Raw genomic sequence first — 15,584 nt, forward strand, 5'->3', positions numbered from 1 at the left:
TGCGCCCTTCAACGATAGGTCGGGCGCAAGCGATCACACCTTACGGGAGGAGCCTGTGACTCGTCCGGTCAGCGCAAGGCCCGGCGGCCGGTGACCAGGCCGACGAGGAACAGCAGAATCACCGCGCCCCCGAGGCAGGTGAAGAAGCTGAACCACAGCCCGCCACCCTCGACGTCGACGCCGAGCAACTTGAGCAGAAAACCGCCGAGCAAACCGCCGATGATGCCGACGACGATGTTCAGCAGGATGCCCTGTTGAGCGTCTGTTTTCATGATCTTGCTTGCGATCCAGCCGGCAAGACCACCGATGATGATCCAGCCGATAATCCCGAGACCGAGCATGGTGACCTCGCATCACTAGTTGGGATGCACGCCGAGCAGTAGAAGGACGTGCTTTCGGCGATATACCCGGCGATTGTGAGAATACGCACTCGCCCGCCAACCCTCGGGTAATATGAGGGAGCCTCATGTCTAAGTTCGTAGCCATGGCACATCGATGAGGAGTTCGAGGCTCCGCCGGATCCCCGGCTGCAGCGCCGCAGGTATTAGGAGACGCATCATGTCTGCTCGAATCGCCCAGACCACCGGGGCTGAGCACACCGCGATCCTCGGGCTCGGCGTCTATCGCCCGGCCCGTGTGGTCACCAACGACGAAGTTGCGGGACCGATCAACTCCAGTGACGAGTGGATCCAGACCCGGTCGGGCATCAAGACCCGACGTTTCGCCTCCGAAGACGAAACGATCCAGAGCATGAGCGTGGCCGCCGCGCAGAACGCGCTGGCAGCGGCGGGCGTGGATTACGACGAGGTCGACTGCGTCATCGTCGCCACGTCGACACATCTGCTGCTGACACCCGCGGCCGCCCCGCGCATCGCCACCGAGCTGGGCATGAACGGCGTGGCCGCGTTCGACGTCTCCGCGGGCTGCGCGGGGTTCTGTCACGCGCTGGCGCTGGCGTCGGACCTCGTGCGGTGCGGCACGTCGAAGAACGTGCTGGTGATCGGTGTGGAGAAACTGACCAACACGATCAACATGAGCGACCGCTCCACGGCGTTCCTGTTCGCCGACGGCGCGGGCGCCGTGGTGGTCGGCCCCTCCGAGGCGCCGGGCATCGGCCCGACCGTGTGGGGCTCGGACGGCACCCAGCACCACGCGATCCGCCAGGACAAGGACTGGATGGAGTACTTCGCCGAGATCGACGAGAAGGGCCTCGACGCGGTCCGGCCGTACCTGACCATGGAGGGCACCGCCGTCTTCCGGTGGGCCGCCCACTCGCTGGAGAAGGTGTGCCGCGACGCGATCGACCGCGCCGGACTCACCACCGACGACATGCAGGCGATGATCCCGCACCAGGCCAACGGACGGATCATCGAGATCATGGCGCGCGTGCTCAAGCTGCCGGAGAATTGCGCGCTCGCGCACGACATCGAGGAGACCGGCAACACCTCGGCCGCGTCCATCCCGCTCGCGATGGAGGCGCTGCTGCGCAACGGCGAGTCGAAGCCGGGTGACACCGCGCTGCTCATCGCCTTCGGCGCGGGGCTTTCCTACGCGGCGCAGGTCGTCACGCTGCCGAACTGGAAGTAAGGCGTACCTCCGCCCTCGCTCCGGCCATGCGCGGACCGAGGGCGGGCTACCGTCCTGCAGCGTGTTTGTGCGCACCTCCGCGGCGGACTACGTCCGGCTGCGCCTGATGACTAACGTCAACGCCCTCGTCCCGCTCGGGGCGAGGGCGTTCGTGTGCCGCCCGCCGATCGAGCGAAGATCAGGCGCCCGCCTCGGCCGTGGCCTTGATCTTGGCGAGCGTCGCGTTCATGCCTCGAACCAGGTTGGCCTCGAACGCCTGCTCGCCGCCGAGCATGGTGTCGATGGCCTTGCGCACCGCCCAGGCGACGCCGTTGGACACGTCGCGCCGCTCCACCAGCCGGGTGCCGGTCGCGGTCGGCTCCAGGGTGTAGCTCCAGACCGTGTAGTTCTCGTTCATCCGGAAGGCGAAGGCCTGGTTCGGCTCGAACCGCACGATGCGGGACGTCGTCGGCCAGCGCTTCCAGCCGTCCTTGTTCCAGTTCACCGTCCAGGTGCCCGCCTTGGGCGTGCCGAGCGGAATCATCCGGACCGTCATCGGGCTGAACTCGGGCATGCGCTTCAGGTCCGAGACGATCTGCCACACCCGCTCCGGCGGTGCGGCGATGTCGACGGACGCTTCGAGGTGGTTGGGCAACGCTGCCTCCGGTGTTGCGCGGTCCGGACAAACCGGACACATGTGTACGACGAGTAACAGACATCCTAAACGGGCGCCGTTGGAAGACAACTGTGTCACATTTTGGCTTTTTGGTTACCTCCCGTCGTAATGGGCCGCGCACAATGGCGGATAGACGAAGCACAAGCACAGCCACCAACTTTCCCGTCCAGCGTGAGGTGATCGGCCGTGAATCTTCGCTCGCTTCTTCATCGTCGGCAGCCGGACCAAGTCCCACTGCTTCCCTCGCTAGAATCCGACGACGGGCCCGCGGCGCCCGGTTCCATACCGCGCCGAGCCGCGAAGGCGCTCGCCCAAGAGGAACGGCTGGAGCGGCTGCTCACGCCGAGCGAACTCGAGATGGTGCTCCAACACCGGGTGTGACCCACACCTCGGGGGTGATCAGGGGGACGGGAAACTTCGGCGACACACCCGACGCCGAGGCGAGATACTTCTGGGGTGACTTCACCCGCTGCTACGAAACCGGCAATCCTGAGCGTCGACGACGATCCGGGCGTCTCCCGGGCGGTCGTCCGCGACCTGCGCCGTCGCTACGGCGCCGACTACCGGATTCTGCGCGCGGAATCCGGCCCGCAGGCGCTCGAAGCCCTGCGTGAGATGAAATTGCGCGGCCAGTCGGTCGCCGTGCTGATCGCCGACTACCGGATGCCCGGCATGGACGGCATCGAATTCCTCGAGCAGGCCATGGATCTGCACCCGTACGCGCGCCGCGTCCTGCTGACCGCCTACGCCGACACCAACGCCGCGATCGACGCGATCAACGTCGTCGACCTGGACCACTACCTGCTCAAGCCGTGGGATCCGCCGGAGGAGAAGCTCTACCCGGTCCTGGACGGCCTGCTCGACGCCTGGCGCAGCAGCGAACACCGGCCGGTGACCGAGACCAAGGTGGTCGGCAACCGCTGGTCGCCGCGCTGTTCGCAGTTGCGCGAGTTCTTGGCCCGCAACCAACTGCCCTATCGCTGGTACCTGGCCGACGAGCCGGAGGGCGCCCGGCTGCTGGAGGCCGCGGGCGCCGACCCGAACCGATGTCCGGTGGTGATCACCGCCGCCGGTGACGCGCTGGTCCAGCCGACCGACAGCGCGCTGGCCGAGAGCGTCGGGCTCAACGTCACCCCCACCGGCGATTTCTACGATCTGATCGTGGTCGGCGGCGGTCCCGCCGGGCTCGGCGCCGCGGTCTACGGCGCGTCCGAGGGCCTGCGCACGGTGCTCGTCGAACGCACCGCCACCGGCGGACAGGCCGGGCAGAGTTCGCGCATCGAGAACTACCTCGGGTTCCCCGACGGGGTGTCCGGCGCGCAGCTGGCCGACCGGGCGCGGCGGCAGGCCACCAAGTTCGGCGCCGAGGTGATCACCACGCGCGAGGTGGTGGGGCTCGAGGTCAACGGTTCCGCGCGCACTGTGCGTTTCGCCGACGGCGGCACCCTGTGCGGCCACACCGTGATCATCGCGACGGGCGTCGACTATCGGCGCCACCCCGCGCCCGGCGTCGACGAATTCACCGGCCGCGGCGTGTATTACGGCTCGGCGATGACCGAGGCGTCCGAATGCGCCGACCACGAGGTCTACATCGTCGGCGGGGCCAACTCGGCCGGACAGGCGGCGGTCTTCCTGTCCCGCAACGCCCGCACGGTGCACTTGGTGGTGCGCGGGGACTCGCTGGAGAAGTCGATGTCGCACTACCTGATCCAGCAGATCGCGCAGATCCCGAATATCAAGGTGCACACCAACACCGAGGTGACCGCCGCGGACGGCAACGATCACCTGGAGTGGATCGTGTTGCGCGACAACGTCACAGGCACGGAGGAGAAGGCCGAGGCCGAGCGTCTCTTCCTCTTCATCGGCGCGGCGCCGCAGACCGACTGGCTCGACGGCGTCGTCAAGCGCGACGAATCCGGATACGTGCTGGCCGGTCCCGATCTGATGGTCGACGGCGCGCGTCCGTCGGGCTGGGAATTGCCCCGCCCGCCACACCATTTGGAAACCAGCGTGCCGGGCGTGTTCGTCGCGGGCGACGTGCACGCCGAGTCGGCCAAGCGGGTCGCCTCGGCGGTCGGCGAGGGCGCGATGGCGGTCATGCTCGTGCACCGGTACCTGGCGTGATCTCAGGAGGACAGTTGTGACCATCGAAAACGCGGCGCGCCGTTCGCATCTCGTCTGCGACCCCGCCGAGCTGCGCACCCTGTTCCTGTTCGAGAAGCTCGACGACGACCAGCTGGCCTGGCTGTGCGCGGACGGGCGCATCGAGTACATCGAGCCGGGACTCGTCTACCGCGAGGGAGACCCGGCCACCTGCTTCTACGTCCTGATGGACGGCGAAGTGCGGCTGACCAAGTTGTCCAGCGGCACCGAGATCGAGCTGAACCGCACCGATCACAAGGGCGTCTACGCGGGCGCGTGGAGCGCGTACCTGGGCGACAAGGCCGATCCGAACTACACCGGGTCGATGTACGTCACCCGCAAGTCCCGGTTCTACGTGCTGGACGCGGGCACCTTCGCGCGGATGATGCACGAGTGGTTCCCGATGGCGGTGCACCTGTTGGAGGGCGCGTTCTTCGGCAACCGCAACACCGCCCAGCGCGTCGCCGAACGGGAACGCCTGCTCGCGCTCGGTTCGCTCTCGGCGGGTCTGACCCACGAGCTGAACAACCCGGCCGCCGCTGCCGTGCGCGCCACCTCGGGCCTGCGCGAGCGGGTCGCGGGTATGCGGCACAAGCTGGCCATGATGGCCGACGGGCGGTTCCAGCCGGAGGTGCTCGTCACCCTGGTGCGGTTGCAGGAGGAGGCCGCTGCCCAGGTGGCCAAGGCGCCCGAGCTGACTCCGATGGAAGCCGCCGACCGGGAGGACATGCTCGGTGAATGGCTCGAGGAGCACGAGATCGGCGACGGCTGGGCGCTGGCGCCGAACTTCGTGCAGGCCGGATTCGACGTGGACTGGCTGGAACGGATCTGGGGCACCTTGGAGGGCTGCCCGAACAAAGTGTTCGAAGGTGCGATCCGCTGGCTCAACTACACCATCGAGACCGAGCTGCTGATGAACGAGATCGCCGATTCGACCACCAGGATCTCCACGCTCGTCGGCGCCGCCAAGCAGTACTCGCAGATGGACCGGGCCCCGTTCCAGGTTGTCGACCTGCACGAGCTGCTCGACAGCACCCTGGTCATGTTGAACAGGAAGCTCGGCGACGGCGTGAAAGTGGTCAAGGAGTACGACCGCAGCCTGCCGCCGCTGCCCTGCTACGCCGCCGAACTGAACCAGGTGTGGACGAACCTGATCGACAACGCGGTCTACGCCATGCGCGGCGAGGGCACCCTCACCCTCCGAACTGGCAAGGAGAACGACTGCGCGGTCGTCGAGATCGGCGACACCGGCCCCGGCATGCCCGAGGACGTCCGACGCCGCGTCTTCGAACCGTTCTTCACCACAAAACCGGTCGGCGAAGGCACCGGCCTCGGCCTCGACATCTCCTTCCGCATCGTCGTCAACAAGCACAACGGCGACATCCGAGTCGAATCCGAACCCGGCAACACCCGCTTCACGGTCCGCCTCCCGCTGCACCGGCCGGAGCACAATGAAGACGCGCCGGAAGCCCCATGACCGAACGCACCGCCACAGGAGGGAATCCATGACGGAAGCCATCGAAGGCATCAATCCGGTTGTCCCGCCCAGCGGGCCGGGCTGCCTCGAGTGCGAAGAGAATCAGGGCTGGTGGGTTCATCTGCGCCGCTGTGCCGAGTGCGGTCACATCGGGTGCTGCGACACCTCACCGGCCCAGCACGCGAGCAAGCACGCCAAGGACACCGGTCACCCCTTCATCCAGAGCTTCGAGCCAGGTGAGGACTGGTTCTGGGATTTCCGCAGCGAGGAGATGTACGGCGGCGGACCCGAGCTGGCTCCCCCGCACAGCCATCCCGCGGACCAGGGCGTACCCGGCCCGCGCGGGCGGGTTCCCGACGACTGGCAGGCGCACATTCACTGAGCCCGCGTGCGCCTGGGCTTGCCGACAACCCGATCCTTCCCGGTACGCTGCTGCCGACGCCGGAGGCTCCGGCGCTCTGTGGCACCCGGGAAAGCACCAAATGAAGCGAATTTCCGTCATCGTCCTGGCCGCGGGAGCGGTGGCTCTGGCGGCGACCGGCTGCGGCGGGTCGGACGAGTCCTCCGATGCGAGCGGCCTACGCAAGGGCAGCACGGGCACCAGTGCCAGCGCGACGCAGGCTCCGACCACGACCGTTTCGGCGCCAACGACCCCCGACAGCGCTCCGGCGACCACGGAGTCCGCCGACACCTCCGGCCTCGGCCCGGCCTCGCGCACCACGTGCGGTGAGTTCAAGGAACTCGACGGCGAAGCCGAGAAGCGGGTGATCGAGCAGATCCTCGCCGAGAACCCGGAAAGCTCGTTCGCGGGCAGCCCGAACGTCGCGCTCGGCACCGCCAAGCTGGTCTGCTTGTCGCCGAGCAACGCGGACAAGCCGGTGGCCGTCGCCGCTCGCATCATCTAGCCGCCGCTAGCCGCCGCGACAGGGTTCCCGTCGGCCGCGACGAGGGCGCGGCTACGCACGGTCCCTGTCCACCGGCACGCCAACGCGGGCAGAATGGCACAGTGGCAGAACTGGCGCTCACCGCTCGACTGAATACGTCCGCCGCCGATGCGAGACGCGGGGTGGTCCGCCTGCATCCGGAAGCGTTGACGGCGCTCGGCCTGCGCGAGTGGGACGGAGTCGCGCTGGCGGGATCGCGCCGCACCGCCGCGGTGGTCGGCATCGCGCCCGCGGGCACTCCGGCGGGCGTCGCGCTGCTGGACGACGTGACGCTGTCGAACGCGGGACTGCGCGAGAACGCCACCGTGGTGGTCTCCCCCGCCTCGGTGTACGGCGCCAAGCAGATCTCGGTCAGCGGCTCGGTGCACGCCTGCCGCAGCATTCCGGCCGCCACGCTGCGGCAGGCGCTGCTCGGCAAGGTCGTCACGGTGGGCGACGCGGTCTCGCTGCTGCCGCGCGATCTGGGACCGGATATTCCCTCGTCGGCGGCGAGCCAGGCGTTGTCGCGCACCTTCGGCATCGCGTGGACGACCGAACTGCTGACCGTCACCGCCACCGATCCGGTGCGCGGGCCGGTGAGCGTGCAGCCCAACACGGCCGTCGCCTGGGGCGCGGGGGCGGTCGCGGCGCTGGACGCCGCCGAACGCGCGGCGGCCGCGGGCCATACCTCCCGCGCGGTGATCGAGGCCGCCGCGGGCACCAACGGTGCGACCGCGGTGCGCACCGCGCCGCCGCGCGTTCCCGCGGAGGAACTCGTCGGCGTGCACGCCCAGGCTTCGAAGCTGACCGAATGGCTCAGCCTCGCGCTCGACGAACCCGAACTGCTCAGAACCCTCGGCGCCACACCGCATCTCGGGGTGCTGATCACCGGACCCGCCGGTGTCGGCAAGGCCACGCTGGCCAGGTCGGTGACCGCCCCGCGGCGCATCGTCGAATTGGACGGACCTTCGGTCGGCGCGCAGGAGGGCGGCGCCCGGCTGCGCGAGGTGGCCGAGGCGGTCGCCGATGTCGCGTCCGGGCGCGGCGGCATCCTGCTCGTCACCGACATCGACGCGCTGCTGCCCGCCGACCCCGAGCCGGTCGCGACGCTGATCCTGGACCAGTTTCGGGCGGCCATGGCCGAGACCAGCGTGGCGTTCATCGCGACCACCGCGCATCCGGCCGGTGTGGACGCCCGGCTGCGCGCGCCGGACCTGTGCGATCGGGAGCTCGCACTGCCGCTGCCGACGTCGGCGATGCGCAAGGCGCTGCTGGAGCAGCTGTTGCGCAAGGTGCCGACCGACGATCTGAAGCTCGACGTGATCGCGGCGCGCACACCGGGTTTCGTGGTGTCGGATCTGGCGGCGCTGTGCCGGGAGGCGGCGCTGCGCGCGGCGTCGCGGGTCAGCAAGGAGCAGGCCGATCCACGCCTGACCCAGCAGGACCTGGTCGGCGCGCTGGAGGTGATCCGCCCGCTGTCGCGTTCCGGCATGGAGGAATTGGCGATCGGCAGCCTCGGCCTGGACGACGTCGGCGACATGATCGAGACGAAGCAGGCGCTCACCGAATCGGTGCTCTGGCCGCTGCGCCATCCGGATTCCTTCGCCAGGCTCGGCATCGATCCGCCGCGCGGCGTGCTGCTCTACGGCCCGCCGGGCTGCGGCAAGACCTACCTGGTGCGGGCACTGGCCGGTTCGGGCCAGCTCAGCGTGCACGCGGTCAAGGGCGCGGAACTGCTGGACAAGTGGGTCGGCGCGTCCGAACGGGCGGTGCGCGAATTATTCCAGCGGGCAAGGGATTCCGCGCCGTCGCTGATCTTCCTCGACGAAGTCGACGCGCTCGCGCCGCGACGCGGGCAGAGCACCGACTCCGGTGTCGCCGACCGCGTGGTCGCCGCGCTGCTCACCGAGCTCGACGGCGTGGAGCCGCTGCGCGACGTGGTGGTGCTCGGCGCGACGAACCGGCCCGAGCTGATCGATCCCGCGCTGCTGCGACCGGGCCGATTGGAGCGGCTGGTGTTCGTGCCTCCGCCGGACGCCGCGGCGCGGCTGGAGATCCTGCGGACCGCGGGTCGTTCGGTGCCGCTGGCCGCCGACGTCGACCTGACCGCGCTGGCCGCCGACCTGGACGGCTACTCCGCCGCCGACTGCGCCGCGCTGCTGCGCGAGGCCGCGCTCGCGGCGATGCGCCGCGACGTGGCGGCCGCCGACGTCACCGCCGCCGATCTCGCCGCCGCCCGCGCGGTGGTGCGTCCGTCGCTGGATCCGGATCAGGTCGAAGCGCTGCGCAAGTACGCGGAAAACCGCAGCTGACGGACACGGCGCTGGGCCGGTAATCACGGGCTGGGCGCCGTCGCGCGGGTATGTTGCCCTGGTGCGGCGATGGATCGGCGACGGAGTCGACGTGGTCACGGCCCTCCTCGGGGCCGCGGTCGCGGGAGTCGCGCTGTTCCTGCCGATCACCTTCGCCTGGACCGCGCAGAGCACCCCGTACCGGATCGCCAGCCTGATCAACAGCGTGCCGCGCGGCGCGACGATCGGCATGGTCGTCGCGGTCACGGTCGCGGTGCTGATCACCACCTTCGCCCGGCCGCTGGTCGGCTGGATCGTCGCGTTCGTCGGCGCGCTCGGCATGTACGTCAACCACTTCGCGGGCCGCGACGTCGCCTCCGCGGATCTGCTCACCACGCAGAACTATATCGACGCGGTCTGCGGCGGAATCCTGTTGGGCGCGTTGGGCGTCGTCGCGCTGCGCCGCCGCACCTCGGCGATCGGCTACGTGCTCGGCGCGACGAGCATCTTCGTCTTCGGCGATCTCGCCGACCTGCTCGACCTGCCCGAGCAGGACCCGTGGGTAGTACTGGAAACGCCGCCGTTCTCGATGATCGGCATCGCGGTGGTGCTGCTGTTCGTCGCCATCGCCCGCAATCGCGACCGGGCCGAACCGGAGAGCGACTCGACGGTGCCCATCGATCTGCCGATCACGCCGATACTCGCGGCGATCGTGCTCGGCCTGATCGTCCTGGCGGCGAGCGAATGGCTGGCCGGCCAATACAACAATGTCTCCGCGCCCGGCGACAACCGGCTGGAGATCGCGATCGCCGTCGCGGCCATCATCAGCGCCGCGCTGATCGCGGCCATGCTGCTGCCCGGACGCGATGGGATCGGCGTGCTGCTCGCGGTGAGCTTGGTCGCGACCGCCGACTCGCTCGGCTACGCGCCCCGGCCCTGGTGGAGCCTCTTGGTGGTGCTCGCGCTCACCGCGCTCGGCTTGTTCGCCGGTCTGCGCGCGCCGTCGCCGTTCCTGGCGCTGCTGGCGCTGATGGGCGTCGCGGTGTTCGCGTGGGTGGACGCGCACGGCGACGGCACGGTCTACTACTCCGTCGCGACGGTGCTGCTCGCGCTGACCGCCGGCTTCTGCGGCGGCGCCGCCCGACCGCACTACGGCCCGAGCGCCGTACTCGCCCTCGCCGCGCTCGCCCTGCCGAGCGTCGTCACCGCGCTGCCGGTGGAGAACGAAACGTGGCCGCCGCGGGACAACATGGCGCACGCCACCACGCCCGGCAAGGTGGCGCTGATGATCGTGGCCGGGTGCACGTTCGCCCTGCTCCTGCTCTACCGCCTGCGGCCGCGCGCCTACCGCAAACCGGCGCCGCCCGCGCACCGGGACGAGGTAGCGGATATATAGCCGAGCCGCCGCGACATGGCTGACGCCATAGCGGCCACTTCCGCAGAAAACCCTGGCTCCACGTAGGCTGGAACCGCACCACCGCCCGCCACGACCTGACGGAGTGCAGTTTGCTCGTAATCCTGCTCGCGCACGCGCTCGCCGCGCTGGCAGCGCCGTGGTGCGTACGGGTTTTGGGGCGCAACGCTTTCGCGGTGCTCGCTCTCGCGCCGCTCGGCGGTTTCGGCTGGGTGGTCGCGAATTGGGATAGCGCGCAGCAGGTTCGGCTGACCTGGGCGCCCGCGATCGCGATGAACATCGAGCTGCGCTTCGATTCGCTCGCGGCCGTCATGGCCGCGCTCGTGCTCGGCATCGGCACGCTGATCCTGCTCTACTGCACCCGCTACTTCACGGACGACGAACCGCGACTCGGCGTCTTCGCCGCCCAGTTCGTCGGCTTCGCGGGCGCCATGTTCGGACTGGTCGCCAGCGACAATATGCTGCTGCTCTACGTCTTCTGGGAGACGACGACGGTGCTGTCGTTCCTGCTCGTCGGCCACAACGCCGAGCGGGCGACCAGCAGACGCGCGGCGCTGCAAGCACTGCTGGTCACCGGCGCGGGCGGGCTGGCGATGCTGGTCGGCATCGTGATCCTCGGACAGACCTGCGGCACCTACCTGCTGTCGGAACTGCTGGCCATGGACCGCCTTCCGGACGGGATCGCGGTATCGGTGGCGGTGGCGCTCGTGCTCGTCGGCGCGCTGAGCAAGTCCGCGATCGTTCCGCTGCACTTCTGGCTCCCCGGCGCGATGGCCGCGCCCACGCCGGTCAGCGCGTACCTGCACGCCGCGGCCATGGTGAAGGCGGGCGTGTACCTGGTGGCGCGGCTCGCGCCGGTGTTCGCGAGCAGTCCGCCGTGGCATCCGATGGTGCTCGTCCTCGGCGCGGTGACCATGCTGCTCGCGGGCATTCGCGCGCTGCGGGTGACCGATCTGAAACTGCTGCTCGCCTTCGGCACGGTGAGCCAGCTGGGTTTCCTGATCGTGCTGCTCGGCATCGGCACGCCGGACGCGGCGCTGGCCGGGACGACGCTGATCGTGGCGCACGCGCTGTTCAAGGCTTGCCTGTTCATGGTGGTCGGGATCGTGGACCACGGCGCGGGGACCCGCGATCTGCGCGAGTTGTCCGGGCTCGGTCGGCGGGCTCCGGTGCTGTGCGGGGTCGCCGTGCTCGCGGCGCTGAGCATGGCGGGCATTCCACTGCTGCTCGGGTTCGTCGGCAAGGAGAGCGCGCTCGGCGCGATCCTGGACGCGGACACGTTGACGGTTCCGGCGCGCATCGCCTTGTGCGCGGCGATCGTGCTCGGCTCCATGCTGACCGTCGGTTACAGCGCCCGTTTCGTCTGGGGCGCGTTCGGGGACAGGGAACTCGACAAGCAACCGTCGTGGCACGCGCCGGGGCCGCTGTTCCTCGCGCCGCCCATGGCACTCGCCGTCGCCAGCCTCGCCGCGGGTATCGGCGCGCAGTGGCTGGACGAGCTGCTGCGCGGGTATCCGGAAACGCTTCCTGGCGAGCTGGTTTCGCATCTGGCGCTGTGGCACGGGTTCACCGTGCCGCTCGCGCTGTCGGTGCTGATCATCGCCGCGGGCTCGGCACTCTTCCTGGTGCGCAACCGATTCGGGGAGACGGCGCACCCGCGCCTCGGCAACGCCGACCGCGCCTACGACGCCACCCTGCGCGGGATGGATCGGCTCTCGCTGCGGATGACCGGATCGGTGCAGCGCGGTTCGCTTCCGCTGACGCAGGCCGCCATTCTCGGCACCCTGACCATCCTGCCCGCGGTCCTGCTCGCGCTGGGCACCAAGACGGGAGTGGAACTGCGCCTGTGGGATTCGCCGTTGCAACTCGCCATCGCCGGGATCATGGCGGCTATGGCGTTCGCGGCGACCATCCTGCGCAACCGGCTCGCCAGCGTGCTGGTCGTCGGCGTCACCGGCTACGGCTGCGGCGTGATCTTCGCGCTGCACGGCGCGCCGGACCTCGCCCTCACCCAGTTCCTCGTCGAGACGGTGACGCTGGTGGTCTTCGTGCTCGTCCTGCGCGCCTTCCCCGCCGAGATCGAGGAGAGCAGGACCACCGCGTTCGAGACGCGCCGCGCCGCCTTGGCCGTCGCGGTCGGGGCGAGCGTCACGGTGCTGGCCGCCTTCGCCACGGCGGCGCGCGGCGCGGAACCCATCTGGCACCGGATCCCCGAGGCCGCCTACCGGCTCGGCGGCGGCAAGAACGCGGTCAACGTGCTGCTCGTCGACATCAGGGCGTGGGACACCCTCGGCGAGGTCTCGGTGCTCATCGTCGCCGCCACCGGCGTCGCCTCGATGGTGTTCCGCACCAGGCGTTTCGGCGCCGCGCCACGCGCCGCCGACTCGCCGCACTACAACCCGGACCTCGTCAGCTGGCTGCCCGCCGGACGGCTGGTCGACCGCCGGGAACGCTCGATGGTCTTGCAGATCACCGCGCGCCTGCTCTTCCCGACGATCATGGTGCTCTCGATCTATTTCTTCTTCGCGGGCCACAACGCTCCCGGCGGCGGTTTCGCGGGCGGCCTCACCGCGGGCCTCGCGCTGACGCTGCGGTATCTCGCGGGCGGCCGCTACGAACTCGGCGAGGCGCTGCCGGTGGAAGCGGGCCACGTCCTCGGCGCCGGACTGACGCTGGCGGCGGGCACCGCGGCCGGCTCGCTGCTGCTCGGCGCGCCGCCGCTGTCCTCGGCGATCATCGAGGTGACGCTGCCGCTGTTCGGCCACGTCAAGCTGGTGACGTCGCTGCTGTTCGACCTCGGCGTCTATCTGATCGTGGTCGGCCTGGTCCTCGACGTGCTGCGCAGCCTCGGCGCCCGCCTGGACAGCGAACTCGGTGACTCCCCGAGCGACGAGCCCTCCCCGGCGCCGCGAGGGAGTCGGTCATGAGGGAACGCGGTGAGCGAATCATGTGCCAGCCCGCCGATGGCATGCCGGAGCCGAGCGCCAGCGAGGTGGAGGCATGAGCGAACGAAGTGAGCGAATCATGTGCCAGCCCGCCGACGGCATGCCGGAACCGAGCGCCAGCGAGGTGGAGGCATGACGTCGAACCTGACCCTGCTCGTCCTCATCGGCGTCCTCACCGCCTGCGGCGTCTACCTGATCCTGGAGCGCGCCGTCTCCAAGATGCTGCTCGGCATGATCCTGTTCGGCAACGCGGTGAACCTGCTGATCCTGACCGTCGGCGGTCCGGACGGCGACCCGCCCGTCGGCGGCGCCGAGGCGGGCGCGCACGAGGGCATGGCGGACCCGCTCGCCCAGGCGATGATGCTCACCGCGATCGTCATCACGATGGGCTTGGCGGCGTTCGTGCTCTCCCTCGCCTACCGCTCCTACATGCTCACCACCACCGACGACGTGCAGAACGACCCCGGTGACGCGGAAGTGGCGGCGCGGCGCGACCGAGAGGATCCGGAAGATTGAGCCTCTCGCCGCACCTTCTGCCCGCGCTCGCGCCGCTGCCGGTGCTCGTTCCGCTGCTCGGCGCCGCCGCGACGCTGATCTTCGGCCGCAGACCCCGCATTCAACGCGCGGTCACGTTGGTCGTGCTGACCGCGGTCGTCGTCATCACCGGAATGCTGCTCTATCTGGCCGACCGGGACGGCACCGCCGCGGTGCAGGTCGGCGGGTGGGACACCCCGATCGGCATCACGCTGGTAGTGGACCGGCTGGCCGCGGGGATGCTGCTCATCTCGGCCATCGTGCTGCTCGCCGTCTCGGTCTACGGCGCGGGCCAGAATATCCGCGACGGCGACGAGCGCCAGCCGACCTCCATCTACCGCCCCACGTATCTCGTTCTGACAGCCGGTGTTTCGGCGGCCTTCCTGGCCGGTGACCTGTTCAACCTGTTCGTCGGCTTCGAGATGCTGCTCGCCGCGTCGTTCGTGCTGCTCACCGTGGGCGCGACCGCCGAACGCATCCGCGCGGGGGTGGCGTACGTGATGGTGTCGATGCTGTCGTCGCTGATCTTCCTGACCGGCATCGGCTTGGTCTACGCGACCACCGGGACACTGAACCTGGCGCAGATCGCCGTACGCCTCGGCGCGGCCCCCGAAGGCGTACGCACGGCGGTCTACGCGGTGCTGCTGGTCGCTTTCGGCATCAAGGCGGCGGTGTTCCCGCTGTACAACTGGCTGCCCGACTCCTACCCGACCGCACCGGCGCCGGTGACCGCCGTCTTCGCCGGTTTGCTGACGAAAGTCGGTGTGTACGCGATCATTCGGACGCACACGCTGCTGTTCCCCGACGGCGCTTTCGACAACATCCTGCTGATCTGCGGCCTGCTCACCATGGTGATCGGCATCCTCGGCGCGATCGCCCAGCACGACATCCGACGGCTGCTGTCGTTCACGCTGGTCAGCCACATCGGGTACATGATCTTCGGCGTCGGGCTCGCCACGGCGGCCGGTCTGGCGGGCGCGGTGTTCTATGTGGCGCACCACATTCTGGTGCAGACCACCCTGTTCCTGGTGGTCGGCCTGATCGAGCGGCAGGCCGGTTCCACCTCGCTGCGCAGGCTCGGCGGGCTGGCCGCGGCGAGTCCTGTGCTCGGCGTGCTATTCCTGGTGCCCGCGCTGAATCTCGGTGGTATACCGCCGTTCTCGGGTTTCATCGGCAAGGTCGCGCTGCTCCAGGCGGGCGCGGCCGACGGCGGCGTGCTGGCCTGGGTGCTGGTCGGTGGCGCGGTGCTGACCAGTCTGCTGACGCTCTACGTCGTCGCACGGGTCTGGGCCAAGGCGTTCTGGCGGCCGCGCTCCGAAGCTCCGGAGGGACACCTCGCGGCCGCGAAACCGCCGACCCTGATCGAGGATTCGACCGACGTGCTCTACGACGAGCGCACCGATCCCGGCCGCATCCCGCCGCTCATGCTGCTCTCGACGGTGGCGCTCGCCGCGGTCGGTCTCGGCCTCACCGTGCTGGCCGGACCGATCCTCGGCATCGCCGACCGCGCCGCGGCCGACCTGAACGATCCCGCGGTGTACGTCGGCGCGGTACTCGGCGAACCGGAGGCGTTTCGATGAGCGAACGAGATGGGCGAATCGTGACCCCGCGCGTGC

At 69.6% G+C, this 15,584-nt stretch carries 12 protein-coding genes; 10 read left to right on the forward strand and 2 right to left on the reverse strand.

What is annotated here, in order from left to right; all coding sequences use genetic code 11:
- Window positions 1–68: 68 nt before the first annotated feature.
- Window positions 69–341, reverse strand: coding sequence for a GlsB/YeaQ/YmgE family stress response membrane protein (locus AB0H49_RS23780; RefSeq protein WP_067791145.1), 273 nt, complete (start codon window positions 339–341; stop codon window positions 69–71).
- Window positions 342–558: 217 nt separating this feature from the next.
- Between AB0H49_RS23780 and AB0H49_RS23785 the strand changes: the two genes are divergently transcribed.
- The gene (locus tag AB0H49_RS23785; protein WP_357254435.1) at window positions 559–1,587 is read left to right on the forward strand and encodes a beta-ketoacyl-ACP synthase III; all 1,029 of its coding nucleotides are present in this window, start codon (window positions 559–561) and stop codon (window positions 1,585–1,587) included.
- Between the two features lie 178 nt (window positions 1,588–1,765).
- Here the strand turns inward: AB0H49_RS23785 and AB0H49_RS23790 are convergent, their stop codons facing one another.
- The gene (locus AB0H49_RS23790; protein ID WP_354998716.1) at window positions 1,766–2,221 is read right to left on the reverse strand and encodes an SRPBCC family protein; all 456 of its coding nucleotides are present in this window, start codon (window positions 2,219–2,221) and stop codon (window positions 1,766–1,768) included.
- Window positions 2,222–2,698: 477 nt separating this feature from the next.
- Here AB0H49_RS23790 and AB0H49_RS23795 point away from each other — a divergent pair, with 477 nt between their 5' ends.
- The 9 genes from AB0H49_RS23795 (at window position 2,699) to AB0H49_RS23835 (ending at window position 15,548) form a co-directional block, all read left to right on the forward strand.
- Window positions 2,699–4,366: an FAD-dependent oxidoreductase gene (locus tag AB0H49_RS23795; protein WP_357254437.1), complete on the forward strand. Its 1,668-nt coding sequence runs from the start codon at window positions 2,699–2,701 to the stop codon at window positions 4,364–4,366.
- A 16-nt stretch (window positions 4,367–4,382) separates the two neighbouring features.
- Window positions 4,383–5,861, forward strand: coding sequence for an ATP-binding protein (locus AB0H49_RS23800; protein WP_357254439.1), 1,479 nt, complete (start codon window positions 4,383–4,385; stop codon window positions 5,859–5,861).
- Between the two features lie 28 nt (window positions 5,862–5,889).
- The gene (locus AB0H49_RS23805; protein ID WP_357254441.1) at window positions 5,890–6,243 is read left to right on the forward strand and encodes a UBP-type zinc finger domain-containing protein; all 354 of its coding nucleotides are present in this window, start codon (window positions 5,890–5,892) and stop codon (window positions 6,241–6,243) included.
- Between the two features lie 100 nt (window positions 6,244–6,343).
- Entirely contained in the window at window positions 6,344–6,766 is a 423-nt protein-coding gene (locus AB0H49_RS23810) for a hypothetical protein (protein WP_354998711.1), read from the forward strand.
- 101 nt (window positions 6,767–6,867) lie between these two features.
- Window positions 6,868–9,096 carry an AAA family ATPase gene (locus AB0H49_RS23815; RefSeq protein ID WP_357254443.1) on the forward strand — a complete coding sequence of 743 codons (2,229 nt, stop codon included), beginning with the start codon at window positions 6,868–6,870 and terminating at the stop codon, window positions 9,094–9,096.
- A 61-nt stretch (window positions 9,097–9,157) separates the two neighbouring features.
- On the forward strand, window positions 9,158–10,471 hold the full coding sequence (locus tag AB0H49_RS23820) for a hypothetical protein (protein WP_354998709.1): 1,314 nt from the start codon (window positions 9,158–9,160) through the stop codon (window positions 10,469–10,471).
- Window positions 10,472–10,581: 110 nt separating this feature from the next.
- Entirely contained in the window at window positions 10,582–13,416 is a 2,835-nt protein-coding gene (locus AB0H49_RS23825) for a Na+/H+ antiporter subunit A (RefSeq protein ID WP_357254445.1), read from the forward strand.
- 150 nt (window positions 13,417–13,566) lie between these two features.
- A complete protein-coding gene (locus AB0H49_RS23830; RefSeq protein WP_141808432.1) occupies window positions 13,567–13,950 on the forward strand; it encodes a Na(+)/H(+) antiporter subunit C in 384 nt (127 codons plus the stop codon).
- Window positions 13,947–15,548 (forward strand): Na+/H+ antiporter subunit D, encoded by a 1,602-nt coding sequence (locus AB0H49_RS23835; RefSeq protein WP_357254447.1) that lies wholly within the window; start codon window positions 13,947–13,949, stop codon window positions 15,546–15,548. The genes AB0H49_RS23830 and AB0H49_RS23835 overlap by 4 nt, the downstream gene beginning before the upstream one ends.
- Window positions 15,549–15,584: the final 36 nt, after the last annotated feature.

The sequence above is a fragment of the Nocardia sp. NPDC050713 genome (assembly GCF_040654315.1).
Classification (GTDB): Bacteria; Actinomycetota; Actinomycetes; order Mycobacteriales; family Mycobacteriaceae; genus Nocardia.

Coding starts and splice junctions, on each gene's coding strand:
- AB0H49_RS23785 (WP_357254435.1), top strand. CDS start 559: ATGTCTGCTCGAATCGCCCAGACCACCGGGGCTGAGCACACCGCGATC.
- AB0H49_RS23830 (WP_141808432.1), top strand. CDS start 13,567: ATGACGTCGAACCTGACCCTGCTCGTCCTCATCGGCGTCCTCACCGCC.
- AB0H49_RS23805 (WP_357254441.1), top strand. CDS start 5,890: ATGACGGAAGCCATCGAAGGCATCAATCCGGTTGTCCCGCCCAGCGGG.
- AB0H49_RS23780 (WP_067791145.1), bottom strand. CDS start 341: ATGCTCGGTCTCGGGATTATCGGCTGGATCATCATCGGTGGTCTTGCC.
- AB0H49_RS23810 (WP_354998711.1), top strand. CDS start 6,344: ATGAAGCGAATTTCCGTCATCGTCCTGGCCGCGGGAGCGGTGGCTCTG.